The sequence below is a fragment of the Bartonella sp. AU18XJBT genome, assembly GCF_028618595.1.
Taxonomy (GTDB): Bacteria; Pseudomonadota; Alphaproteobacteria; order Rhizobiales; family Rhizobiaceae; genus Bartonella.
In genome coordinates this window covers 1-1,823 of the sequence record NZ_JAQITE010000124.1, presented here as the reverse complement: position 1 = coordinate 1,823, position 1,823 = coordinate 1, and the positions used below count along the sequence as shown (strand labels likewise).

Sequence of the window (1,823 nt, the reverse complement as noted above, 5' to 3'; positions counted from 1 at the left end):
GATGCACAAGTGCCCTTGCGTTCTTTTGCTGTGTGTTCGGATACAAAAGTAGGCAAGCGTCGTAAAAACCAAGATGATATTGTTGGCATGGAAACATCAGATCTTGTGCTCCCTGCTACAACGGATGCAAAAGCCCTTGCTAAAGAAGCTTGTGAAAACCTCGCAGATGCAATGACGGTTATCTTTTCAACCTATCATTCCATTCAAGTGATTTCGGATGCACAAAATACCCATGAGTTACCCGAATTTGATCTGATCATTTGTGATGAAGCACACCGTACAACGGGTGTTGTATTGGGAACAGAAAAGCATGAATCTGAATTTATCAAGGTTCATGACAATAGCATTATTCGAGGCAAAAAACGCCTCTACATGACAGCAACCCCAAAGATCTTTAGTGACAAGCTGAAAAGGAATGCTGTCTTATCCAATAACGTTTTGGTGTCCATGGATAATGAAAAACTCTATGGCAAACAACTTTACACTTACAACTTTTCACGTGCTTTAGAGGATAAGCTGTTATCACCTTGTAAAGTTATCATATTAGTTGTCAACGAAAAAGAAATAAGCCAATCCATTCAACATCTGATTACCGATAAGGATTATGAACTTATTCTTGACGATAGGACCAAGATTAATGGCTGTTATAGAGCCCTTACCAAAATGGATCTGAAACTTGATCTTGAAGATGACCCCAAGCCTATGCGTAGAGCTTTAGCTTTTTGCAAAGATATTGATACTTCTAAACGCATATGCAAAAGATTCAAAAAAGAAAAAGTGCAAGAATCTTTGCGCGCTCTTCATAAAAACTATAAAGACACTCCCCCTCTTAACTGTACCCTTGCCCATATTGATGGAACCTTTAGTGCTAAAGAGCGTACAAAACAACTCGACTGGTTAAAGGAAGATGCGGGGGAAAATATCTGCCGTGTGTTGACCAATGTACGCTGTCTTTCTGAAGGTGTGGATGTTCCTGCTCTTGATGCTGTTCTATTTTTACACCCGCGCAAAAGTCAAATTGAGATTATTCAAGCAATAGGACGTGTAATGCGTCGAGCGAAGGGTAAAAAAAGGGGCTATATCATTCTACCCGTTGGAATCCCCGCTGATATTCCGCCGGAAATAGCCTTAGAAAAAAACCAAAAGTATAATGTCATTTGGCAAGTTCTCAATGCTTTACGTGCCCATGATGATAACTTTAATAAAATAATTCACCATATGCACAAAAAACAAGACGTAAGCGATGCTCTTGAAATCGTTGCTGCTTCTCAAGAACTTGCGTTAGAAGATACGACCACGGTTATTGATGATTTACCTATACGCTCAAAATTAGAGTATTCAGGACTTAATATTGGGTTAGCAACTTATGAACCCTCTCACACATGTGAAGAACAAGGAGAACTCCCCCTTTTTTCTAAATGTAAAGATGTCATTAAAGCTGCTATTGTTAATAGATTTTACGATCCTAGCTATTGGAAAAAATGGGCAATAAATGTTGGTGATCTCGCTCAAACTCATATCGCACGCTTAACTGAAGTTTTGACGAAATCAGAAACTGAAACACGGCAGGTGTTTAATGATTTTATGACCGAATTGCGTAGCAATTTGAATACGACTGTCTCTGAACAAAATGCGATTGAAATGCTTGCGCAACATCTCGTGACGCGTCCAGTCTTTAATGCTTTATTTGAGGGGCATCAGTTTGTTCAAGAAAATCCCGTCTCTTGTGCTTTACAACGTGTACTCAATGTCCTTGATAAAGTTACCCCTAAAGAAGAATCTCAAGATCTCAAAAATATTTCTAGGAGCGTACAATTTTACAC

The 1,823-nt window shown here is 39.1% G+C and carries 1 protein-coding gene; it reads left to right on the top strand.

All coding sequences use genetic code 11. The features are described from left to right. Window positions 1–1,823, top strand: a 1,823-nt coding sequence (locus PVV60_RS10420; protein WP_273724663.1) for a helicase-related protein, incomplete at both ends; no start/stop codon positions are given.